Origin of the sequence: Bartonella sp. MU70NMGDW, from assembly GCF_042194085.1 — a bacterium.
GTDB classification, from domain to species: Bacteria; Pseudomonadota; Alphaproteobacteria; order Rhizobiales; family Rhizobiaceae; genus Bartonella; species Bartonella grahamii.
Genome location: NZ_JBHIMK010000094.1, coordinates 1 through 6,124, shown reverse-complemented (window position 1 = coordinate 6,124; position 6,124 = coordinate 1). Strand labels below are relative to the sequence as shown.

General features: G+C 37.0%; 4 protein-coding genes, 1 tRNA gene and 1 pseudogene. 5 read left to right on the top strand and 1 reads right to left on the bottom strand.

The genetic code is table 11. From position 1 onward, the window contains the following. Both ACFIKE_RS07850 and ACFIKE_RS07845 read left to right on the top strand, forming a co-directional pair. A pseudogene (locus tag ACFIKE_RS07850) lies at positions 1–228 on the top strand (hypothetical protein); the annotation flags it as partial. Between the two features lie 595 nt (positions 229–823). Further along, positions 824–1,714 (top strand): outer membrane protein, encoded by an 891-nt coding sequence (locus ACFIKE_RS07845; protein WP_375649085.1) that lies wholly within the window; start codon positions 824–826, stop codon positions 1,712–1,714. A 1,687-nt stretch (positions 1,715–3,401) separates the two neighbouring features. Here ACFIKE_RS07845 and ACFIKE_RS07840 read toward each other — a convergent pair. After that, a tRNA-Leu gene (locus ACFIKE_RS07840) sits at positions 3,402–3,486 on the bottom strand. A 222-nt stretch (positions 3,487–3,708) separates the two neighbouring features. Between ACFIKE_RS07840 and ACFIKE_RS07835 the strand changes: the two genes are divergently transcribed. From ACFIKE_RS07835 to ACFIKE_RS07825, 3 genes are all read left to right on the top strand, one after another. Further along, positions 3,709–4,314: a YqaA family protein gene (locus ACFIKE_RS07835; protein ID WP_375625309.1), complete on the top strand. Its 606-nt coding sequence runs from the start codon at positions 3,709–3,711 to the stop codon at positions 4,312–4,314. Between the two features lie 12 nt (positions 4,315–4,326). Then, entirely contained in the window at positions 4,327–4,899 is a 573-nt protein-coding gene (locus ACFIKE_RS07830; RefSeq protein ID WP_375649082.1) for a disulfide bond formation protein B, read from the top strand. A 313-nt stretch (positions 4,900–5,212) separates the two neighbouring features. Further along, positions 5,213–5,737: a type II toxin-antitoxin system PemK/MazF family toxin gene (locus ACFIKE_RS07825; RefSeq protein ID WP_375625307.1), complete on the top strand. Its 525-nt coding sequence runs from the start codon at positions 5,213–5,215 to the stop codon at positions 5,735–5,737. Positions 5,738–6,124: the final 387 nt, after the last annotated feature.

Below are 6,124 nucleotides of genomic sequence, written 5' to 3'. Positions count from 1 at the left end.
GGGATATCCTTGACAACTCGCAAGAAATTTGAGGCATTTACCCATCATAGCGCCCTCACCCATTTCCGTAAAAACCTAAGTGTACGCACTAATCTCTTTAAAGTTAATCTCTTAAAAATCACCAACGACATTCAGTTTTTAGGCTCTCATCCACGTTCCGGCTTTAAGCGAACGAAAAGGAGAATTTATCGTTTTACATGGCGCATGAGAAACCTCATGAAACTTTAAATTCTCGCACTTTTCTCCTTCTTATTCTTCGTATTCCATTCAAGCAATAAAAACTATTCGCAATCAAAACTATTCGCTTGGATTGTCATAAGCAAAAGTGGCATATAGATAAAAAAAGAAATAAAGAAATAAAGTCGCTCATCCTCTCAAGTGCTCAAAAGGCTATCGCAATACAAAGCTACGCAATATCAGAAACGAGAAAAGAATATGATAGTGCCAATACGCATTTTGCCACTAATTGAATATTAAGTACAATGATATCAATCATAGTGGATAATATATTTAACACTGAGTAGCAAAGAGTGTTTTTAATATATATAAAATAATGTTTTTTTAAACAAATAAAAAGCTCGTTTACTATACTATAATTTTTTCTAAAACAAAGAGAACTCTGAAGAGGGTGTATATAAAAAATACTGAAAAATCAATACAAAAGCGGGATAATAGCATGAAAGAAAGTTTTAAGAACGCTTAAATATGGGTAATTATAGATTTTTTGAGTATTTTAATTTTCATAATGATATTAAATATAGATTTCTTTAACCAATTTGTATATAATACACTTTGTATTCGAAATAAACTGGGGACGTTTTTTATGAAAACAAAATGTTTAATTGCACTATCTATTTTCACTTTCATTACCACTTCAACAGCGCAAGCAGCAGATACGGTAATCTTTGAGCAATCAAAACCGAAGGTTTCATTGCAAAATGATTCATCGTCACGTATCTCACCGGTTACTGTTTCTGCACCTTTTTCTTGGTCTGGTTTTTATTTTGGAGGACAAATTGGATATTTTTCCAGTAAAAATATTCTAGATTACGCACAAGAAGCCAGGGATGGAAAATGGGCTTGGGTTGATAGAACTCTATCACCGAAACCATCAGGATTGAGAGCAGGTTTGTATGCAGGTTCTAATATTGATCTGGGAGATGACCTTGTTTTCGGTTTTGATACGGACATAGTCTGGTCTGGGAAGAAAAGCACCCAAACAGACAATGGAAAGAAAATTCTAAATGAATTAGACTCCATTAACATTGCCTTTAAAGAAGCTGGGATTCCTATCATAAAACCTGCAGCTCAGGATGAAACAATCCCCAACTATGGTGACATTGTTGTCAGCAGTGTAACATTAAAAGAAACATGGTCTGGTGCTGCGCGTGCGCGTATTGGTTTTGCTTCCCATCGTCTTATGCCTTATATTGCAGGGGGTGTAGCCTATACACAGATGCAATATATCATGTCACTTTTATCAAAATCGCAAGAAGATTCGACAATTTTTGCTTCTGGCGATGTGTTAGATAAGACAAAAACAATGCTTGGTTACACTATTGGTGGTGGTTTTGACCTTGCAATGACAGATAATATCATCATGCGTACAGAATATCGTTATTCAGATTTTTTTAAAAAGAAATTTGCAAACGATGACCTTAAAATCTCTTCTCAAACGCATGATTTTCGCTTTGGTATCGCTTATAAATTCTAAGTTTTGTAGAAAAATTGAACTATTAAAAACCCCTGTTAAAAACGGGGTTTTTTTATGCCTCTTTCCCCCCTAAAAAGACCTAGATTCTAAAAACTAGGACTAAACTGTAAACAAATAGTCATGAAACAATAAAGCCTCTCCTCTTTTAAAGCAAGCTCCTATCCTCTCACCCTTCCATGTAATGCATTTGGAATATAAAAGCTTTACCATCATACCACTGGGCGCCATCGTAAAATACGCCATCATAAAATAAATGAGAGCAGTTATTAAGAGATATTGCTTTAAAATAACTATGGATATTGTGCATCAATTGCAGTTTTATAAGGTGATGTTGACTCGGCTTTCCCACTCTTGAAGGATCAAGATTCTAAAAACCCATTTCTAAAATCATATCCGTTTGTAAGAACACAACAACTCTTGGGGACTCTTGGGGCGGGCTCCTCTTGGCGCCTCCCCATGGAATGCCCTTAAACCTAAAGTAAAACAAACACTCTTAAGAATATCCAACACACACTGAAAAAAATACTGTAACGTTTCAAGGAAGTTTACAGACCCTATATGACCACACTTCAAATGACAGTGTTTACAGCTATTGTATACCAGAGTAGAGAGAAGATATTGCGGTTCTCTGTTTATGTAATTTCTGTAACGGGGAGACAGCTTCATTTGGGGAGAATATGAAATTGTCAAGGCAAAAACCAATTTCCAACCTTACTATTTCCTTTTACTTCGGTTTTACGACTTTCAAAGCCTCTAAAGCCCTATCTTTTAAGCCTCTACAGCTCTGTCTTTTAAAGAAAGGAGTTTACGCATTGCCTCATGCTTGTATTTCTCACGGACCTTTTTGGGATCACGCCCCTCATGTCATACGACAACGCTCCAAACCAAACACATTCAAATCTCAAACACGCTCAAATCCCAAATACATTCAAATCAAAAACACTTGGGTTGCCAATTCACATGCGTGTTTTAAAGAAACATCTCTCAAAACCCTCAAGCCCATTTTGCGACAGCACCTACAAGAATATAAAATCTATAAAGCCTCTAAAACACAATCTTTTAAGCCTCTAAAACTCTGTCTTTTAAAGAGTGGAGATTACGCATTGCCTCATGTTTTTGTTTCTCACATATCTTTTTGGATCACGCCCCTCATGTCATACGACAGCGCTCCAAACCAAACACATTCAAATCTCAAACACGCTCAAATCCCAAATACATTCAAATCCCAAATACATTCAAATCAAAAACACTTTGGTTGCTAATTCACATGCGTGTTTTAAAGAAACATCTCTCAAAACCCTCAAGCCCATTTTGCGACAGCACCCACAAGAATATAAAATCTATAGAGCACCATCTTTACACTTCATAAAAGTGCAAGATAAAAGTACAAGCTGGCACCATCCATCATACACTCCTACCCCCCAATGATGCCCTTGAAACGGTTTATTAAGAGGCATTTTTATTCATTTTTTGTAAAATTTCATTCCACAATAGCGCATCCAGCTTGCAATGTACAAGAGACATGATTTTGGTCAATTTAAAATAAACAGACTTAAAATGAGAGAATCCTATGGTATTCGAGGTTTTTCATTCAACATGCAAAACATTGAACACTGTTTATCAATTCCACATGTTTTATAAATCAACACGATGCGCCATAACAGGATAAAGGAAAATATTTATGAAGTGGTGCGGGTGGTCGGACTCGAACCGACACTCCTCTCGGAACCAGATTTTGAGTCTGGCGCGTCTACCAGTTCCACCACACCCGCACATTGCTATAAAAGACAGGACTATAAGAGACAGACTTGTCGATTATTCTTTTGCACTATATGAAGAAGCACAGATTCGTCAACAGAAGACTTCTCATTTTTTAAGAATTCATATCATTTTCTTATCTGTTTTATGAAATATTTTCTTTATTGGATTTCTCTACCGGATTTATAACAATCTCATTTGTAAAGTCTTTACCTCTTAAATTTATAGAAAGCCTCATGATATTAAACAAATTAAAGCTTTGGACGATTTCTTTAGCAAATCGGCGTACAGCACCACACTGGCTTGGTTTCATTGCCTTTATTGAAAGTTCTGTTTTTCCAATTCCGATAGATGTTTTATATATTCCGATGCTGCTTATCCATCAAAAGCGGGTTTATTACTATGCTTTGATTGCGACTATCTGTTCTGTATTAGGAGGCATTGCCGGTTGGTTTATCGGACATTTTGCCTATGATACTCTTGCCAAACCCATTTTAGAAATTTACGGTAAGGTTGAAAGTTTTGAATCTCTGAAAAATAGTGCAACCCTGCAATTTCTAGTCATTTTACTGATAACATCAGGTTTTTTTCATCTTCCCCCCATCAAGATTGTCACAATTTTGGCCGGTGTAATGAGTGTACACCTTGAACTTTTCATTCTTATTTGTATTTTTTCTAGAGGCGCTCGTTTTTATCTTCTCGCATGGCTGATTAAACATTTTGGACAAAAAGCAATGAATTTTCTAGTACAGCATTTCAAATGGATTATTCTCATTGGTTGTGTTAGTCTCGTTTTAATTTATGGGATTTTCATAGCTTTTTTAAACAAAAAGCTTTTATAAGGAACAGACTTAATGGCGTGCCTTTTGTCTTCTCACCCACTTTTATACAAGCACCTTCATCTTGAACCCAGCAGAAAAGAACAAAGTTTATGGGCTTTTTTTCTCGCTTTTTGCTTGTCCGCTACAATAGGTCTTGCCCTTGGTTTTGAATATTTTGGAGGGTATCTTCCTTGCGATTTGTGTCTCATAGAGCGTTTTCCCTATTATGGTGCCATACCCTTTTTGCTCTTAGCAGGTTTTGGGGCATGGTTTTTTCGCATGTCTGCTTGGATACAACTTTTATTTTTGTGTGTTTTTGTCTTAATGTGTATAAGCCTTGTTTTAGCCGTTTATCATGCAGGTGTTGAATATGGCTTTTGGGCAGCTCCCCTCAGTTGTGGTTTAAGCGCAGTCAGAAAAACCTCAGACATTAACCAGCTACTTAACCAATTAAACAACATTCATCCCCCTTCTTGTTCTGAAGCATCCGCACGCTTTCTTTTTCTTTCATTTGCCGGCTGGAATGTCGTCTCAAGCCTATTTTACATGCTTATTAGTTTTTATGTTGCCTCAAAAGGGCTCTTTTCAAGCAATAAAAAACTCTAATCATAAAATAGAAACAAAACCGCGTGCACTCGTTCTCTCCAATCGCTTCCCCCTAACCAACACCCTCCAGTCACCAATCACCACCCAAAACCACCCACCGCCAAACCAACCCACCAACACCAACGAGTCACCAACATCCCACCTATCACCAACATCCCTCCTCTAGCGTTGTACACAAAAGACAAAAATAAGCAGATATATCCATTTTATGGTTTCACCTCTCTGTACTTATGAGCAACATTTTGATAAAAACCCGTGATAGAAAAGCCGTAAAATAATAAGTGAGGGGACCGATAAATATAAATGGTCTGCTATGGCTGAAGATAAGAACACAGCGCCTTCTACCCTATCACCTATTTCCTTAGATATAACCAAACTTGAAGAACCATGTGTTATGATGGAACATGATCATAATGCATGGCGCGAGCATATAAGAGAAACGGATTTAAATGCTCCTTACAAAAAACCACCTCACATAAAACCACGAATCAAATCGGCACCACGCATCAGACAAGTTTTTTGGTGCGATTTTCCTCATGATTCGATACTCCCTGAATTTTGGAAAAAGCGGCCTGTTTTAGTGCTTTCTAAGAATGCAAAATTATATGGAAATGTGACAGTTTTACCTTTTTCAACGAAATCACAACCCAATAATCCCGCTGCGTATCCAATACAATCTCCTATAGAGAATAAAAAAGCATGGATTATCTGCAATTATGTCACAACAGTTTCTGTAAGTCGTTTAAGTTGCTCACGTACCGTTCCAAGGTTATCCTGCGAAGATTTTCATAAAGTTGTAGCTCTGATGCTCAAATATTTACCGCATTTACAGTATTGACTTTTGAGAAAAATAAGTGTATCTATATCAGCATACACGGCATCAGTAATGGTGGCCGCTTCCCCGAAAGGGGAGATAGGAACGAAGGAGTGGGAAACCGCTCCTTTCGTCATTTTTGGTATTTTTTTTGAGAACTTTTTAGCCATTTTTTGCAACCTTCCCTAGAACATATCCAACATTCATTCTCCACCGTTGTTGTTTTGAAATATCTGCGATTTGGGATAAGCAGAAGACACTATCCACACCTTGGATCTGGTAAAGTTTCCCACGGAGATTACCGTGATGTTGTACATATTTATCATTTCATTGCACAAAAAACCGTGCTGCCGTTGCTTAAACTTTATATGATTTGCCGCAATGGGAATATCTTTCCAAGATTGAAAAAAA